A 15870-nucleotide genomic window follows, 5' to 3' on the forward strand; every position below is an offset into this window, starting at 1 on the left:
CTTCAGGTTTTTTGTAATCCGCCAACAGGCGGTCTATGAGTTCGTTGCTTACGGTCATTTCTCTTCCTTTGAAGATGAAGGCAGTTTCCTGCCATTAGACCGTTTACACAAAATCTAGGACACGCCCGGGTTCTGAACTATTTTTAAAAATTTCGCTCAAGTTTTTTTTGAGCGTGTCGATTCACATCTCGTTGAACCTTCTTTGATGCGCTGAGCAATCGTGCTCAGCCTGTTCGTTAGGTTCTGAAAGGCACGATATGGGAATCGAAATTCAACCACGCAGCACCCCTTTGCCAGCGTCGAGTGAGCCTGTGCGTCATGAGCCTGCAACCAAGGTGGCAGCTCCCGTTGCGGCCAAACCCACCACTGAATTGATCGGTGACAGTGAGCGTATGCGTAAAAACTTAGACGCTGCCATTGAGCACATCAACTCGGTGATGCGAGATGGGGGCCGCAACCTTTCTTTCTCTATCGATCCAGCGTTAGGACGTCCTATCGTGGTGGTTCGCAAGCAAGACACTGGCGAAGTGATTCGTCAGTTTCCTAATGAAGTGGTCATCAAAGTGGCCCACAGCATTGACGCACTCAAGGGCGTTTTGCTCAACAAAGAAATTTAAATTTTTCTAAATTTCTCAAGTTTTTTTTGGTGTTGACGATCTATAGCTCATCAAGAAAACGTTCTTGTAAATTTTTCGGTAAATCCATCTTTCTAGGAGAAGCACCATGTCAGTGATTAACACCAACACGAAAGCGCTTGTGGCTCAAGAGTCTATGCGTTCAAGTAACCTTAACCTGAGCAACGCCATGGAGCGCTTGTCCACAGGTAAGAAGATCAACTCAGCCAAAGACGACGCTGCTGGTTTGGCCATCACCAACCGCATGACAGCGCAAATTCGCGGTATCGCCAAAGCAACGCAGAACACCAACGATGCGATTTCCATGACACAAACCGCTGAAGGCGCGATCAGCAACGTGGGTGATGTCTTGCAACGTATGCGTGAATTGGCCGTGCAAGCAGGTTCCGGCACGATGAACGACACAGACCGTTCTTCTATGCAATTGGAAGTGTCTCAGTTGAAAATGCAAATTGACGAAATCGCTACCAAGACTAACCACAACAACATCAAGTTGTTGGACGGGTCCTCTCAAAATGTGGTGATTCAAACCGGCACCAATGCGGGTGACACCATGAAAGTTGGTTTCGCCTCAATGCAAACCAAAGACATTGGTGTGGGTTCACGCGCATCTTTGTCTTCAGTGGGTGGCGCGTACACGGCTAACACCACATTAGATTCAATTTCTGCAGGCGCTTTGTTGATCAACGGTGTTTCAGTGGGCGCGTCCCTTGCCTCCGATGATTCTTCATCACCTGCAACTGCCGCTGCTGCCAGCGCGATTGCCAAAGCTGCTGCCATCAACAAAGTCTCTGACTTGAGCGGCGTTTATGCTAAGGCCGGCCCCACCACTGTTTCGGGTGCCAACTCGCAAGCCGTCGAAGCTGCGGCTTCCACGATTGCAATGACGATCAACGGCGTGACCATTGATTCGTTCTCTACATCGACCATTTCAACGGGTCTTTCCCGTCAAACTGCAGTGAACGCGATCAATGCCAAATCAGCGTTGACAGGTGTGGTTGCGACCGACACCCAAAACGACGATACAGGGGTCACTTTGACTGCTGCTGACGGCCGCAACATCGTCATCACAGGTACCACAACCAACCAAGCAGGTTTGGCTGACGCCAGCACCAACGTTGGTTCCTATTCGCTCTACACATTGGACGGCCGTGATATCAACGTCAGCATGAAAGATGGCGTAACAGGCAACGACGTTGAGGCACAAAGTGGCTTGCGTACAGGCACTTATAAGGCTGATCAAGCCATATTTACCACCATGAAGCGAACCAACCCAGCTGCCGCTACTGCACCTACCTCAGCTTTGCAGGGTTTGATGAACGGCAACAGCATGATCATCAACGGTGTTGCGATTGGCCAAGCCAACTCAAATGACGACACAGCCTCTAACACTGGCCCATTGTCTTCAGTGGCTAAAACAACAGCCATTGCCATTGCGGCTGCCATTAACCGTAAATCAGACATGACGGGTGTGAAGGCCACCGCTGCCCCTAACGTGCTGCGAGGCGAGGGCTTTACCGCTGCCGCTTCCAACGCGCAAGTCATGTTGAACGGTGTTTCGTTTACGCTGAACACACAAACACGTGATGGTGCCGTGGATTCTTACAACCAGTACTCTGGCCAAACCGGCGTGACTGCCCGTGCTGTGGGTGATGGCATTGAGTTGACAGCTGCCGACGGTCGCAACATCAACATTGGCGCTTCTGCGGGTTCTGCTGCGCTTGGTTTGACAGGCCTGACCATTGGTACCAGCGATACCTCGGCGCTTTCAGTGACCTTCATTTCAACCGTCACTTTGAGCTCTGACAACGCGTTCAAAATCGAAGCGGGTTCAAACGGCATCACCAACTTGGAAAAACTTGGCTTCCGCCAAGGTACGTATGGTGGCGCAGACAATGGCATGAAGGTCAACCAAATTGACATCAGCACGGTCACTGGTGCGAACCAAGCCCTTGCCGCGATCGATTCGGCCTTGAACACCGTCAGTGCTGCACAAGCCAAGTCAGGTGCGATCAGCAACCGTTTGGATGTGGTGGTGAGCAACTTGGCAGAAAGTTCGCAAAACATGCAAGCTTCTCGCAGCCGCATCATGGACACTGACTACGCCAGTGAGACCACCAACATGGCCAAGCAGCAGATCATTCAGCAAGCTGCAACAGCAATGTTGGCGCAAGCCAACCAGTCTTCACAAGGCGTGTTGTCTCTGTTGAAGTAAGTTTTGCTTATCTATTAAACTGGGGGAAGGGCAACCTTCCCCCTTTTTTTATGAGTAATCCCAAAAAAATACTAATAAAGGCCGAAAAGGCCATGTCAAGTGGGCACTTTTCTAAAGCCATTGAGCATTTGGATGAATTGCTTTTAGCGCATCCAGAAGAACAAAAATATTTGATGATGCGTGGCGAAGCGCATTTACGGTCTGAAAACTATGAGTCGGGATTGATTGACTTTGCCAAAGTCGTAGAAGCTGACAGTAAAAATATCAGGGCCTTGGTGAACTTCGCTGTGGCATTGATTCGTTGTAACAAACAAAATGACGCCAAAGATATTTTGGAGTATGTGCTTGAGCTCGACCCTGAAAGTTATGACGCACACATTAATTTATGTAACGTCTATCAAACATTGGGTAAGTCTGAGGAGTCTTTGAAGCTCTCTATTAAGGCAATTCAAATCAAGCCTGATTCTGTTGTGGCTTTTAATAATTTAGGTACCGCGTTTGCTGATCTGAATATGGTTTCAGAAGCGCGTGAAGCACTCATTATTGCAAACCAAATTGATCCCTCCTACATTCCTACGGTCATTAATCTAGCCCAGATTCAAGTAAAGCTAGAAAATTATGCTGAAGGTGCAAGACTTTATGAGGAAGCGCTTCTGCGCAAGAATATTTCTCCCAACGAAGCTGCGCTTGTCAAGTACTACCTTGGCTATGCCTATTTGCATCAGGGTGAATTGGGCAAAGGTTGGGACTATTATGAAAATGGTTTTGGTTCGTTACTGCCAGTGGCTGCTTTGCGATCTAAAAGAAAATTCCAACAGCCGCAATGGCAGGGCGAGCCAATTGGTGATAAAACCTTGCTTATTTGGCGTGAGCAGGGCTTAGGCGACGAAATAGAGTTTGCAACCTGCTTGCACGATGTGTCTTTGATGGGCATCAACGTCATTCTCGAATGCGAGCCTCGTTTGATTGATATTTTCAATCGTACTTTCCCCGCATTCACGGTGAGAGCGGAATCGATAGGGCCAGATTTTTTCCCTGCGGCACACGACTTCGATGTTCAATGCGCGATTGGCTCATTGCCACGTATTTTCAGGCGTGAAATGGCGTCTTTTACGCAACCTGCCACGCCACTGGCCTTGCGTGACTCGAGTTTGCAAACCTACAAAGAACGCTTATCTGGCTATTCCTCCAAGAAACTTGTGGGCATCTGTTGGCGAAGTGGTTTGTTTTCGATGGCCAGAAATTTCAATTACACGGCACTTTTAGACTGGAAAGAACTGCTTGTTCAGCAAGACTTTCAATTTGTAAATTTGCAATATGGCGATTGTGAAAATGAGTTGCTTGAAATTGAGGCCGCACTAGGCATTCAAATTCTTCGCTGGCCAGACCTAGATTTAAAAAAAGATTTAGAGAACGTATTAGCACTGATTAAGAATCTAGATGCAGTTGTGACTGTTGGAACTGCAGTCAGTTCATTGGCTGGCTCATGTGATGTACCAACGTATTTGTTAGCTAAGCCAGGCTGGATGATGCTCGGACAAACCGATCGCTACCCATGGTATTCATGCGTCACACCGCTTCTGGCTGCAAAAGGTGAACACCTTGCAGAAAAGATCCCACACATTCCGGAGTTAATCCGAAAATTAGGATGATTTTTCCATCAAAAACCACGTGGTGTCGTCGTTTGTGAAATACGCATCTCGGTGGTAATTGAACCCATAATCGATCAAGCGCAAGTTGTACTTTGAAATTAACTCGCCAGCAAAATCTCGTTTGAACAAGCGATCTTGATGGCCACGATATTCAATGGCCACGGGCGACGGGTTGTAGTACTCGCACACCATGATGTAACGATTGGACAGTTTATAAAGGTTTTCATAAACCGTATCCAGTTTTTCTGGATTGATATGAATAAGCACGCCTTTCGTGAAAGTCAAATCGAATTTTTTATCCATACCCAATGGCTCGGTGATGGTCGTATTGATAATTTCGGCCATCTTTTGATCTGCAGCGGATTGGGCTGCTGATTGGTTGATTTCGTAACCGCGAAGATCGAATTGCCGATGAATCCGATTCAGGGCTGATAGGTTGAGGCCAATGTTGCAACCCAACTCAGCCACCGATTTGACGGTGGACGCAGAACGAAATATTTTGGAGAATAGTGCGATATTAGATGCAATGAGCGCTTCACCTTCATTGCGGCTTGGGTAGTCGTTGCCAAAATCTGTGGCCCAAAACTTCTCTTGTTCAGTTTGGTAGTTCATTGTTAATTCCTCAAATAGGTTCGAATGCTGGATCCATGTGGAGTTTGATGAGCGAACGAATTTGTTCGACACTCAAAAAATCGGGATTAGAGCCTGACTCGTAAGCAAACCCAGCTGGCACGGGTTTGGCTTTTAATGCTTCAAGGTACTCAGGCATTTTGTTTTGTAAGCCCGCGCCCAAAATGGCGTAATACCCACCCAAGTCAATGGTGCTAGGGCTGTCGCTGCTGGTGATCATTTCTTCATGCAGCTTTTCGCCTGGGCGGATGCCGACAATCTCGTGCTTGCAGTTGGGTGCGACGGCCTCGGCCACATCGCCAATGCGGTAGCTGGGAATTTTGGGCACCAAAATTTCACCGCCCAATGCATGCTCTAAGGCCCAAAACACCATTTCTACGCCATCTTCCAAAGGTATGTTGAAGCGTGTCATGGCCATGTCGGTGATGGGTAGCACGCCTGTTTTGGCTTTGCTCATGAAAAAAGGAATCACGGACCCGCGTGAGCCCATTACATTGCCATAGCGCACCACAGAAAACCTCAGGTCGCGGTCGCCGCGAAAGTTGTTGGCTGCAATAAACAGCTTATCGCTGCAGAGTTTGGTGGCGCCATACAAATTGATGGGTGCTGCGGCTTTGTCGGTCGACAGGGCCACCACGCGGCGTACGCCTTTGTCAAGGCAAGCTTCGATCACGTTTTGCGCGCCCATGATGTTGGTTTTGATGAACTCAAAGGGGTTGTATTCGGCGGCAGGAACTTGCTTCAAGGCGGCAGCATGCACCACGGTGTCAATGCCTTCCATGGCGCGTGACAAACGGCCAGGGTCTCGCACGTCGCCAATGAAGAACCGAAGTGCAGGGTATTTGACTTGGGGAAACTCTTGCTGCATCTCGTACTGCTTCAACTCATCGCGGCTAAACACCACCAATCGTTTGATCTTGGGGCAGTGGTCCAGCACAGACTTGACAAACGCCTTGCCAAACGAGCCAGTTCCCCCTGTGATGAGGATGGATTGGTCGCAAATGTCCATGTTTTGATGCATACAAATGGCGTCGGTAAATCGACGATTTAATGAGAATGCAAGTTATCAAGCAGAAGGCGTGCCAACCTTGTCATTGCTGGTCTGCTAATTGCTTTGATCCAAGACGAACACCTACACATGACGGGAATTCGACATTCTTTTATGAAAAATTCACACGAAATAATTCCTTATGGACGCCAATCCATCTCAGAAGCCGATATCCAGTCGGTGGTAGATGTGTTGCGCTCTGACTTTTTGACGCAAGGTCCTGTGGTGCCCGCGTTTGAGCAAGCGCTGGCAGCGTATTGCCATGCGCAGCATGGCGTTGCCGTGAGCAGCGCCACCTCGGCCCTGCACATCGCGTGTTTGGCTTTGGGTTTAGGCTCCAGCGACTGGTTGTGGACCAGTGCCATCACCTTTGTGGCGTCTGCCAACTGTGGTTTGTACTGCGGCGCACAGGTGGACTTTGTGGACATCGACCCCCGTACCTTCAATATGTGCCCCATGGCGCTAGAGGCCAAACTGAGAGAGGCACAACAACTTGGCAAGCTGCCCAAAGTGGTGGTGCCCGTGCACATGTGCGGTCAACCCTGCGACATGGCGGCCATTCACGCCTTGTCAGTTCAATATGGCTTCAAAATCATTGAAGACGCATCGCACGCCATAGGCGCTCGGTACAAGAACGAGCCCGTGGGCAACTGCCAATACAGCAACATCACGGTGTTCAGCTTTCATCCCGTCAAAATCATCACCACCGCAGAGGGCGGCATGGCCGTGACCAACGACGCTGCGTTAGCCAATAAATTGGTCCAATTGCGAAGCCATGGCATCAGCAGCACGCCGTCAGACATGCAAGCGCGACCCGCAGATGAAATTTGGAACTACCAACAACTGAGCTTGGGCTTCAACTACCGCATGACTGAGCTTCAAGCCGCCTTGGGTTTGAGTCAGCTCAAAAAGCTGGATGAGTTTGTGCAAACCCGTCACGTTGTCGCCACTCATTACGACGAAGCTTTCAAGGAACTGCCTGTTAAAACACCGTGGCAGCACCCTGATGCTTACTCCAGCTACCACCTGTATCCCATTCAAGTTGAATCATCCATATGTGGCAAGTCTCAAAAAGAGGTCTATCAGGTATTGACCCATGCGGGCATTCGCGTGAATTTGCACTACATCCCTGTTTACAGGCAACCATACTTTGAGCGCATGGGCTTCAAGCCAGGTTACTGCCCCCATGCCGAGCATTACTTCAAGTCCAGCATCAGCATTCCTGTGTATGCATCCATGAGCGATGAGCAACAGGGCCGAGTGGTTGAAGAAATAAGGAGCGCCTTGCTATGAACATCGCTGTCATTCCAGCGCGTGGCGGCAGCAAACGCATTCCACGAAAAAACATCAAAGAATTTGGTGGCAAGCCGATGATTGCTTATGCCATCACGGCTGCAAAAAACTCAGGTTTGTTTGACCATGTGTTGGTGTCCACGGATGACGCAGAAATAGCAAAAATTGCGCAAGCGTGGGGAGCCGAAACACCCTTTGTGAGGCCAGCAGAATTGGCCAATGACTACACGGCCACAGTGCCCGTCGTGGTACATGCCATTCAGGCCTGTGAGGCGTTGGGTTGGGATTTTTCCAACGTGTGTTGTATTTATCCGGGTGTGCCATTCATTCAAGTGGAAGATTTGCAAGGTGCGTTCAAACACCTAGAAGCAGGCAGTGCTGACTATTGTTTTCCCGTCACAGAGTTTCCGTCAGCCATCCAACGCGCATTGAAGCAAGGTAGTCATGGGGTGATGCAACCCTTCTTTCCAGAGTTTCAACTCACCAGAACACAAGACCTAGAGCCTGCCTTTTACGACGCTGGGCAGTTTTATTGGGGCCAAAAAAAGGCTTGGTTAAGCAATCCACGCATTCACAGCAGTGGCGCAGGGTATGTCATTCCAAGTTGGCGCGTGGTCGATATTGACACGCCCGCAGATTGGGACCGTGCCGAGCGTTTGGCACTGGCCACAGACGTCAGGTAATTCACATGGCTTCGCAACGCATCGCATTTAGAACAGACGCAAACAGCGAAATAGGCACAGGCCATTTCATGCGCTGCTTGACATTGGCTGACGCGTTAAAAAAACAGGGTTCTGATATTTGCTTTGTTGCACGAGGAATACCTGAGCATTTGTTGCAAATGCTTCATGAAAGAAACTTCGCTTTCCATGCCTTGCCAGAATCTGTCAGGGTGGAAGGTGTGGATGAGTTGGCACATTCCAAATGGTTGAAAACAAGCCAACATCTAGACGCCGTTCACACACTGGAAAAGTTGGGACACCACAAATTTGATTGGCTCATCGTTGACCACTACGCCATAGACCAACGCTGGGAATCCACATTAAGAGTCATCGCCAACAGGCTCATGGTGATCGATGACTTGGCGGACAGGTCGCATGATTGCGATGTGTTGCTTGATCAAAATTACTACCGTGATGCACAGTCGCGTTATGTCAGTAAAGTCCCTGCTCATTGCCAGATGTTGCTCGGGCCAGCCTATGCTTTGTTGAGAAAAGAATTCACCGAGATGCGAAAGCATGTCATGCCAAGAATGGGAGAAGTGAGGCGTGTGTTGGTTTTTTTTGGCGGTGTTGACGCTGAAAATTTAACGGGCATGGCCCTGAAGGCATTGATAGAACTTAATTTGGATATCCATGTGGATGTCGTGATTGGTCAACAACACCCCAAAATTCAAGAGATAGAGTCCCTTTGCAAAACGCATTTCTTTGCGTGTCATGTCCAAACTAAGCAGATGGCTCATTTGATGGCCCAAGCTGACCTTGCGATTGGTGCGGGTGGTGCTTCTATTTGGGAGCGCTTTTGTATGGGGTTGCCGTCTATTTGCATTAGCACAGCAGACAACCAGCGACAACAAATCGCGGATTTACAGTTTGAAGACTTGGTTTTTGCGCCAAAACAAAAAATGCCCGCAATTGAATTCCTAAATCAAGTACTGCGTGAGCTTAAAAGTGGCTTGAACTTTCGGGCGGAGATGTCTGAAAAAATTTACCAATTGGTAGATGGGCATGGCGTGGTGAAAGTTAGCAATCTAATTTTTTCAGGCGATATCACCATGCGCTTGGCTGACAAATTAGATTCAAAAAATATCTTCACTTGGCGCAACCATCCAACGATTCGAAGTAAATCACTTTCTGCCGATGAAATTCAGTGGGTTGCGCATGAGAAGTGGTTTGACCAACGATGCGGGCAATTGCACAACCCCCTACTCATTGGTGAAATTGACAAAAAACCAGTTGGTGTCGTTCGGTTTGACATCACAGAAACCTTGGCCGAAGTTTCAATCTATCTCGTACCTGAGTCGGGCAACCATGGGCATGGACGCAAGTTGTTGGGGGCCGCTGAAGATTGGTTAAAGACGCATCATCCTCACGTGGATGCATTGCATGCCAAAGTGTTACAACAAAATGAGTCGTCAAAAAGGCTGTTCGCAAACTTGAATTACATCAAGCACGTTGATGCAGATCCAATTGAATTTGTAAAAAAATTATGACAAATATTTTGAAAATTGCTGGCAGATCGATTGGCAGGGGTTCGTCACCTTTCATCATTGCCGAAATGTCAGGTAACCACAACCAGTCGCTTGAGCGTGCTTTGGAAATTGTGGAGGCTGCGGCCAAGACTGGTGCGCACGCACTCAAAATCCAAACCTACACCCCTGACACGATGACGCTAGATTTGGACGAACGCGAGTTTCACATCAGCGACGCCAAAAGCCTATGGGCGGGCACATCGCTTTACAAGTTGTACGGGCAAGCGTACACACCTTGGGAGTGGCACGACGCTATCTTCAGACGTGCCAAAGAGCTGGGCATCATTGCGTTCAGCACGCCGTTTGACGACACGGCGGTTGATTTATTAGAGTCTTTGGACGTGCCCTGTTACAAGATTGCCTCTTTTGAAAACACTGACCTTACTTTGATTCGTCGGGTGGCTGCCACGGGCAAGCCCATGATCATCTCCACAGGTATGGCCAGCATTGCCGAGTTAGATGACACGGTCCGTGCGGCCAGACAGGCTGGCTGCAAAGACTTGATTTTGCTCAAATGCACCAGCACCTACCCAGCCGCTGCTGACAACACCAACATCTTGACCATCCCGCACATGCGTGAGTTGTTTGGCTGCGAGGTGGGCTTGTCTGATCACACCATGGGCGTGGGCGTGTCCGTGGCCAGCGTGGGTTTGGGGGCGACGGTGATTGAAAAACATTTCACCCTCAACCGTGCCGATGGCGGGGTGGACAGCGCCTTCTCAATGGAGCCCGCTGAAATGAGTCAGCTGGTGATTGAAACCGAACGTGCATGGCAGGCATTGGGCCAAGTGAGTTACGGCGCGACGGCGGCAGAGCAAAAGTCGTTAATGTTCAGGCGCTCACTTTACGTGGTGAAAGATTTAGAAGCGGGTGACGTGCTGACCCAAGACAACGTGCGTGCCATCCGCCCAGGTCTTGGCTTGCCCACCAAATACACCGAGCAGGTGCTGGGCAAAGTGGTGAAATATGCGGTGCCGCGTGGCACTGGCGTGAGTTGGGACATGTTTTGATGGCAGAGCAGGCCTACAAAGTCTTGATCATCGGTTGCGGCAACATGGCCGGCGGCTATGACCTGCTTCAGTCAGAAGACGCCTTGCCTTTGGGCCATGCCAAGGCGTTTTCAAAGCATGGCGGGTTCACCGTGTCTGCCTGTGTCGACCCCGACGCCGCCAAACGCGAGGTCTTTCAGCAGCGCTGGCAAGTGCCTGTTGGCTATACCAGTCTGCAAGAGGCCGCAGCTGTTGGCCCGTTTGACGTGGTCAGCATTTGTTCGCCCACGCATGCGCACGCCACAGACATTCAATTTGCCTTAGCACTCAAACCCAAGCTCATTTTTTGTGAGAAACCCATCACCGTTAACCTGCAAGAAAGCCAGCGCGCGGTGCAAGCCTGCGCTGACCAACAGGTTTTGCTGGCGGTGAACTACAGCAGACGGTGGTCGCCTCAGGTGGCCCAGCTCAAGGCAGATTTGGCTGAAGATCATTGGGGCGCTGTGCGATCGGTCTCAGCGGTTTACAACAAAGGGATTTTGAACAACGGCAGCCACATGCTGGACCTGTTGCTTTGTTTATTTGGGCCTTTGCGCATTTCCAGCGTGGGTCAAGCTGTGGACGATTTCTTTCCAAATGACCCAACGGTCGACGTCACCTTGCAGACAGAGCAGGGGCTGCCCATTCAGCTGAATGTGGCCCACGCCCAAGACTACACCTTGTTTGAGATGCAAATCGTCACCGAGAAGGGCGTGATCAACATGGAAGACGGCGGCGCGCGCTGGCGTTTTCGCCATGCCAAGCCCAGCGAGCAGTTGGCGGGCTACCGTTTTCTCAATGCGGGGGAGTGGGTTTCTCCTCAAGGCTCTTATGCCTTGACGGGTGCGGTTGCCAATATTTTTGACGCCCTGCAAAACGGCGCACCTTTGGCCAGCTCGGGCAGCAATGCCTTGCAGGCGCAAGCTTTGTGCGAACAAATTCAACACATGGCCTCGGCACAAGCCGCAAGCCTGAACCATCAGAAAGCGGCCGTATGAGCGCCAAACTTGCCTTGCTGGGCGGACCAGCCACCATCACCCAAACTTTCAAGCATTACAACCCGATTGGGGCTGAAGAGGTGCAAGCCGCCAAAGAGGTGATCGAGAGCGGTGTGCTGTCGCAGTTCATTGGCGCATGGCATCCAGACTTTTTGGGCGGGCCCAAAGTCAAAGCCTTTGAAGCCCAGTGCGCCAGCTACTTTGGCGTGAAGTACGCCATCACGGTGAACTCTTGGACCAGCGGTTTGATTGCCGCTGTGGGTGCTATTGGCATTCAGCCAGGTGACGAAGTGATCGTGCCGCCCTGGACCATGTGCGCCAGCGCCACGGCCATCTTGCATTGGAATGCCATCCCTGTGTTTGCAGACATTGACCCGGCCACATTTTGCCTAGACCCCAAGTCGGTTGAGGCGTGCATCACGCCCTACACCAAGGCCATCATGGCCGTGGATATTTTTGGTCAATCTGCCGACATGGACGCCTTGATGGCGATTGCCAAGCGCCATGGGTTGAAAGTGATTTCAGACACCGCACAAGCCCCTGGTGCGATGTACCAAGGCAAATACGCGGGCACCTTGGCCGATGTGGGGGGCTTTAGTCTGAACTACCACAAGCACATCCACACGGGTGAGGGCGGTATTTTGGTGACCAACGACGACGAGATTGCGCAACGCTTGCAACTGATCCGCAACCATGCCGAAGCGGTGGTCGAAGGCATGGGCGTGACCGACCTCACCAACATGGTGGGCTACAACTTTCGCTTGGGCGAAATTGAATGCGCCATGGGTATCAGTCAGCTCAAAAAGCTGCAAAACTTTTTGGACAGTCGTCAGCATGTGGCTCAACGGCTGAATGACAAACTGACTGGGTTAACTGGCTTGACCACACCCTACGTGATGCCAGACTGCACCCATGCGTACTACGTGTACCCGATGGTGTTGGACATTGAAAAACTGGGTGTGAACCGAAACACCTTGGTCAAGGCATTGCAAGCAGAGGGCGTTACAGGCTTGGGCAATGGCTACCAAAACGTGCATTTGTTGCCCATCTTTCAAAAGAAAGTGGCGTATGGCTCCAACGGTTTTCCTTGGACGTCAGACATTTGCCACCGAGAGGTCAGTTATGCCAAAGGCATTTGTCCCGTGGCTGAAAAACTGCACGATGAAACTTACCTGGGTTTTGCCATGTGTTTGCACGACTTGAGCGATGCGGATGTGGATCTGATTGCACAGGCCTTTCACAAGGTGTGGGGTCAGTTAGAGCAGTTGAAAACCATTTCTTAATCGTTTGCCGATCGCTATGCAAGAAAACGCTACAACGTCTTCATCACCTTATGTTTTGAGCATTTGCTCTGACATGTCGGCGTGGGACGCTTTGGTGAATGAGTCGCCACAAGGTCATGTGTTTTCCTGTCACGCCTTTTTAGAGTCTTTAGGTGCGCCTTTTGCATGCTATGTAGTGACTACTCCGCAAGGGGAAGTGCTGGCGGGGGCCGCGATCTTGAAAGATGGCAACAAAATGGCAAGAGCGCCTTTCGCGTTCACACCGCATCAGGGTATTTTGTTTGCCCAAAGTGTTTCGTCTTTAAGTCATCAAAAACGCCTGACAGCAGAATTTCGAATCACCACATTTTTCATAGATTCATTGCTGAATGTTTTCTCTAACTTCAGCATGGCTTTGTCGCCTTATTTCAGAGACCTGCGTCCTTTTCAGTGGCATAACTACGGCAAAAGTGAGCTGCCTCAATTTGAAATTCGGCAGCGTTACACAGGTCATGTGTCTTTGATCGATTTTGAGATCACTGGCTACTTATCGACGGTGCGAACTGTTCGACGGCAGGAGTACAAGAAAACACAGGCCGTCATTGAACCCTCGCAAGATTTAGATTTATTTCAGAAGCTTTACCGTCTGACGTTTGATCGACAAGGCATCGCCATGGATGCGCAAGCACTGGCGCGGGTGGAACGCATTTGCCAAAAGGCCATGGCCGACGGTTACGGATATTTGTCCTGCGCACACGTGGGTGGGCGTGCAGCGTCCATGGCTTTTTTTGTGACAGACAATAAATGTGCCTATTACTTGTTTGGCGCGAACGATCCTGATCTGCGCATTGCCAATGCCTCGTCCAAACTGCTCATTGACAACATTGCTTCGTTTGCCGCACATGGTCTAGAGCGATTCGATTTTGTGGGCGTTAATTCACCACAGCGGGGAGACTTCAAACTCAGCTTCAATGCCGAGTTGGTCCCCTATCAAGAAGTACATCTCTCAGCCCATGGTTGACCAGACGAACAATTGCTCTGCCGAGCTTCGTTCACCTGTGGCTGTGGTGTGTCACGATGCGGGTGCTGCCAACCTTGTTTTTGCATGGTTGCGCAACTGGTCGCAGTCAGGCTTTTTAGACCAACATGAGTTTCGTTTGGTGTTGCAAGGCCCTGCACACCTTGCATGGCAGGCACAAGCTTTGTCTTTGCCGCACATGCAAGTGCACTCTGAATTGAATTCAGCCTTGGCTGGCGCACACTGTGTGTTGACAGGCACAGGCTGGGCCAGCAGCCTAGAGCACGATGCCAGAAAATGGGCCATCTCGCAGCACATTCCTTGCATCGCAGTGATCGATCATTGGGTGAATTACCAGCCAAGGTTTGAGCGTGCCGGTGAGGTGGTGCTGCCCAACACCATTTGGGTGTCAGACCCATACGCAGTCGATATCGCGAAACAGACGTTCAACGACATCACAGTGATTGAACTGCCAAACGTTTATTTACAAAACATGGTCAAGGCGATTCCACCTGTTACACACGACTGCCGCAATGTGCTTTATGTTCTGGAGCCAATCCGCCATGACTGGGGCAGGGGCGTTGCGGGTGAATTTCAAGCGCTCGATTTTTTTGTGCAATGTTTGCCACAGATGGTGGGTCACCAAACGGTGAGCATCGCTTTGCGGCCCCATCCGTCAGACCCACGGGGTAAATACGACGCTTGGATTCAGGCCCATTCACATTTAAATGTTTGCCTCGATGCGCACCCGAGCTTGAACCAAGCCATTGCAAATGCCAAGTGGGTGGTGGGCGCAGAGACCTTTGCGATGGTGGTGGCCGCTGAGGCGGGCCGTCAAACTTATTCTTCTTTGCCCCCTTGGGCACACCGCTGTAGCTTGCCGCAAACTGCGATCAAGCATTTGTGTGATGGGGTCAATTAGCGGCAAAAGCTGAAGCGGTCAGTTCAATGTCGGCGTTGGAAATGCCGACTTGTCTTGCGGTTTGCCGCCAAGTGCTGGTGACCGTCAGCACTTCGTCAACGGTTTGTTTGGCTTGTGTGGGTGTGAGGCCATAAAACTCAGCAGTTGTTAAGAGGGTGTTCAGATCGGGGCGGTTATCGATCGCGTCAATGTTCAGAACGTGTTCTGATTTGTCGATGTTGGGGTTGACATCAAAGGCAGGTGACAGGCGCCAGCCTGTGGCCGCCAAGATAAAGCCATGGTTGCGAAGATGATCATCCCGGTTGCCGACGGCCACGTTAAACGCTACGCGTCGAAATAGCTGGGCGAGGTCTTTGGCGGTGTTTTCACCATCGCCTTGTGTTCGCAAAAATTGAGCGATCTCAAGGTAGCTGCACCCTTCGCTTTGTTCTTTTCTTAGCAAGGTCATAGCAGACGCATAAAACCGCCGCTTGCCCGCCAATCGGTCAAACCTTTGCGTGCAGTAGGTATGAAAGTCGTTATTGAGGCGCATCAGTCGAGACGCTGGCACATCGATGCCCGCTTTGAGCGCCATTTGATGAGTGGCGTATTCCCAGGCGCCCACATCACGGTCGTCATCGCGCGCGGGAAATTTGGCCATCCACAAAGAGCCGTCAGACTCCGTGAAGTTCGCCTTAGGCCTTGCGCCGCCTAGCGATGCGCCAGGCGCCACTAAAACGGACAGCCATCGTCTAAGTGCATCTAAGTCGTCAATACGGCGATGGCTCAGTTGATAGGCCACCGCCTCTAACTCGCGCAACGTGGAAATAGGAGGGGCAGCCAATGCGTCGTTGTTCAAAAAATCTTGGGTTCCTGACATGCGAAAACGAAGACCACCTTGGCGCGTCAGGTCCTGTACGCCAATTAAAAAATCCCATG

14 protein-coding genes are annotated in these 15870 nt (G+C 50.6%); 11 read left to right on the forward strand and 3 right to left on the reverse strand.

What is annotated here, in order from left to right:
- Window positions 1–257: 257 nt before the first annotated feature.
- The 3 genes from B9Z42_RS05215 (at window position 258) to B9Z42_RS05225 (ending at window position 4502) form a co-directional block, all read left to right on the forward strand.
- A complete protein-coding gene (locus B9Z42_RS05215) occupies window positions 258–617 on the forward strand; it encodes a flagellar protein FlaG (protein ID WP_100132315.1) in 360 nt (119 codons plus the stop codon).
- A 106-nt stretch (window positions 618–723) separates the two neighbouring features.
- A complete protein-coding gene (locus tag B9Z42_RS05220) occupies window positions 724–2850 on the forward strand; it encodes a flagellin (RefSeq protein ID WP_100132316.1) in 2127 nt (708 codons plus the stop codon).
- Window positions 2851–2900: 50 nt separating this feature from the next.
- Window positions 2901–4502 carry a tetratricopeptide repeat protein gene (locus B9Z42_RS05225; RefSeq protein WP_100132317.1) on the forward strand — a complete coding sequence of 534 codons (1602 nt, stop codon included), beginning with the start codon at window positions 2901–2903 and terminating at the stop codon, window positions 4500–4502.
- Here the strand turns inward: B9Z42_RS05225 and B9Z42_RS05230 are convergent.
- Window positions 4494–5114 carry a pseudaminic acid biosynthesis-associated methylase gene (locus B9Z42_RS05230; RefSeq protein ID WP_100132318.1) on the reverse strand — a complete coding sequence of 207 codons (621 nt, stop codon included), beginning with the start codon at window positions 5112–5114 and terminating at the stop codon, window positions 4494–4496. The two genes, B9Z42_RS05225 and B9Z42_RS05230, sit on opposite strands and share 9 nt — an antisense overlap.
- Before the next feature lie 10 nt (window positions 5115–5124).
- Window positions 5125–6141, reverse strand: a complete 1017-nt coding sequence (pseB, locus tag B9Z42_RS05235; RefSeq protein WP_100132744.1) for a UDP-N-acetylglucosamine 4,6-dehydratase (inverting) — start codon at window positions 6139–6141, stop codon at window positions 5125–5127.
- A 153-nt stretch (window positions 6142–6294) separates the two neighbouring features.
- Here pseB and pseC point away from each other — a divergent pair, with 153 nt between their 5' ends.
- Genes pseC through B9Z42_RS05275 form a run of 8 tightly spaced genes read left to right on the forward strand, consistent with a single transcriptional unit; the run spans window position 6295 to window position 14952 of the window.
- On the forward strand, window positions 6295–7473 hold the full coding sequence (gene pseC / locus B9Z42_RS05240) for a UDP-4-amino-4,6-dideoxy-N-acetyl-beta-L-altrosamine transaminase (RefSeq protein ID WP_199171985.1): 1179 nt from the start codon (window positions 6295–6297) through the stop codon (window positions 7471–7473).
- Complete coding sequence (pseF, locus tag B9Z42_RS05245) at window positions 7470–8156, forward strand: pseudaminic acid cytidylyltransferase (protein WP_100132319.1); 687 nt, start codon at window positions 7470–7472, stop codon at window positions 8154–8156. The genes pseC and pseF overlap by 4 nt, the downstream gene beginning before the upstream one ends.
- Before the next feature lie 5 nt (window positions 8157–8161).
- On the forward strand, window positions 8162–9685 hold the full coding sequence (gene pseG / locus B9Z42_RS05250; RefSeq protein WP_100132320.1) for a UDP-2,4-diacetamido-2,4,6-trideoxy-beta-L-altropyranose hydrolase: 1524 nt from the start codon (window positions 8162–8164) through the stop codon (window positions 9683–9685).
- On the forward strand, window positions 9682–10734 hold the full coding sequence (gene pseI / locus B9Z42_RS05255; RefSeq protein WP_100132321.1) for a pseudaminic acid synthase: 1053 nt from the start codon (window positions 9682–9684) through the stop codon (window positions 10732–10734). The genes pseG and pseI overlap by 4 nt, the downstream gene beginning before the upstream one ends.
- The gene (locus B9Z42_RS05260) at window positions 10734–11750 is read left to right on the forward strand and encodes a Gfo/Idh/MocA family protein (RefSeq protein WP_100132322.1); all 1017 of its coding nucleotides are present in this window, start codon (window positions 10734–10736) and stop codon (window positions 11748–11750) included. Before pseI ends, B9Z42_RS05260 begins: the two co-directional genes overlap by 1 nt.
- The gene (locus tag B9Z42_RS05265) at window positions 11747–13033 is read left to right on the forward strand and encodes a DegT/DnrJ/EryC1/StrS aminotransferase family protein (RefSeq protein WP_100132323.1); all 1287 of its coding nucleotides are present in this window, start codon (window positions 11747–11749) and stop codon (window positions 13031–13033) included. Before B9Z42_RS05260 ends, B9Z42_RS05265 begins: the two co-directional genes overlap by 4 nt.
- 16 nt (window positions 13034–13049) lie before the next feature.
- Window positions 13050–14033, forward strand: a complete 984-nt coding sequence (locus B9Z42_RS05270; RefSeq protein ID WP_100132324.1) for a GNAT family N-acetyltransferase — start codon at window positions 13050–13052, stop codon at window positions 14031–14033.
- Window positions 14026–14952, forward strand: a complete 927-nt coding sequence (locus tag B9Z42_RS05275) for a hypothetical protein (RefSeq protein ID WP_143474039.1) — start codon at window positions 14026–14028, stop codon at window positions 14950–14952. Before B9Z42_RS05270 ends, B9Z42_RS05275 begins: the two co-directional genes overlap by 8 nt.
- Here B9Z42_RS05275 and B9Z42_RS05280 read toward each other — a convergent pair.
- On the reverse strand, window positions 14945–15811 hold the full coding sequence (locus tag B9Z42_RS05280) for a type II toxin-antitoxin system HipA family toxin (protein WP_233203560.1): 867 nt from the start codon (window positions 15809–15811) through the stop codon (window positions 14945–14947). The two genes, B9Z42_RS05275 and B9Z42_RS05280, sit on opposite strands and share 8 nt — an antisense overlap.
- Window positions 15812–15870: the final 59 nt, after the last annotated feature.

This window comes from Limnohabitans sp. B9-3, assembly GCF_002778325.1.
Classification (GTDB): domain Bacteria; phylum Pseudomonadota; class Gammaproteobacteria; order Burkholderiales; family Burkholderiaceae_C; genus Limnohabitans; species Limnohabitans kasalickyi.

Coding starts and splice junctions, on each gene's coding strand:
- B9Z42_RS05215 (WP_100132315.1), top strand. CDS start 258: ATGGGAATCGAAATTCAACCACGCAGCACCCCTTTGCCAGCGTCGAGT.
- B9Z42_RS05220 (WP_100132316.1), top strand. CDS start 724: ATGTCAGTGATTAACACCAACACGAAAGCGCTTGTGGCTCAAGAGTCT.
- B9Z42_RS05225 (WP_100132317.1), top strand. CDS start 2,901: ATGAGTAATCCCAAAAAAATACTAATAAAGGCCGAAAAGGCCATGTCA.
- B9Z42_RS05230 (WP_100132318.1), bottom strand. CDS start 5,114: ATGAACTACCAAACTGAACAAGAGAAGTTTTGGGCCACAGATTTTGGC.
- pseB (WP_100132744.1), bottom strand. CDS start 6,141: ATGGACATTTGCGACCAATCCATCCTCATCACAGGGGGAACTGGCTCG.
- pseC (WP_199171985.1), top strand. CDS start 6,295: ATGAAAAATTCACACGAAATAATTCCTTATGGACGCCAATCCATCTCA.
- pseF (WP_100132319.1), top strand. CDS start 7,470: ATGAACATCGCTGTCATTCCAGCGCGTGGCGGCAGCAAACGCATTCCA.
- pseG (WP_100132320.1), top strand. CDS start 8,162: ATGGCTTCGCAACGCATCGCATTTAGAACAGACGCAAACAGCGAAATA.
- pseI (WP_100132321.1), top strand. CDS start 9,682: ATGACAAATATTTTGAAAATTGCTGGCAGATCGATTGGCAGGGGTTCG.
- B9Z42_RS05260 (WP_100132322.1), top strand. CDS start 10,734: ATGGCAGAGCAGGCCTACAAAGTCTTGATCATCGGTTGCGGCAACATG.
- B9Z42_RS05265 (WP_100132323.1), top strand. CDS start 11,747: ATGAGCGCCAAACTTGCCTTGCTGGGCGGACCAGCCACCATCACCCAA.
- B9Z42_RS05270 (WP_100132324.1), top strand. CDS start 13,050: ATGCAAGAAAACGCTACAACGTCTTCATCACCTTATGTTTTGAGCATT.
- B9Z42_RS05275 (WP_143474039.1), top strand. CDS start 14,026: ATGGTTGACCAGACGAACAATTGCTCTGCCGAGCTTCGTTCACCTGTG.
- B9Z42_RS05280 (WP_233203560.1), bottom strand. CDS start 15,811: ATGTCAGGAACCCAAGATTTTTTGAACAACGACGCATTGGCTGCCCCT.